At 57.5% G+C, this 492-nt stretch carries 1 protein-coding gene; it reads right to left on the bottom strand.

All coding sequences use genetic code 11. The features are described 5' to 3' along the window. The coding region (locus BV911_RS18940) for an ATP-binding protein (RefSeq protein WP_168184154.1) at nt 1–492 on the bottom strand (492 nt) is incomplete at both ends.

The raw sequence follows: 492 nt of genomic DNA, 5'->3' as shown, positions 1-492 counted from the left end.
GGAATTCATCAGGGCGCGCAGTAAGTGAACTGCAATTCAGACGCCGTATACATGGCCGCAACTGACCAAAAGCCAGACTTGACCGATCCGCCCTTGCCCCGCGGGTGCCATCCATACACGGTTCGAGCACAATGGCGAACGCGGCGGCTGTCGTGAATCGGACCTTCAGACCCTTCTGGCAAGCCGCGAGGCCAAGGCCCAAAGCGATGTGGGACTTGCCGGTTCCTGAAGGACCCAGAGCAATAATGTTTTCGCGGCGATCGGCGTATTCGCAGCGGGCAAGTTCCATGGTTAGGACTTTGTTGAGCGACGGGATGGCCTTGAAGTTAAAGCTGTCGAGACTTTTCGTGGCCGGAAACTTTGCGGCTTTGATCCGCCGTTCGACCATCCGGCGTTCGCGCTCGATCAGCTCCAATTCACACAGGCGCAACAGATATTGCACATGATCCTTGCCTTCGACCGCGCACTGGCGGGCCAGCTTGTCATATTCGC

The sequence above is a fragment of the Pseudoruegeria sp. SK021 genome, from assembly GCF_002119405.1.
Taxonomy (GTDB): Bacteria; Pseudomonadota; Alphaproteobacteria; order Rhodobacterales; family Rhodobacteraceae; genus Meridianimarinicoccus.
This window is presented reverse-complemented; position numbering and strand designations above follow the sequence as displayed.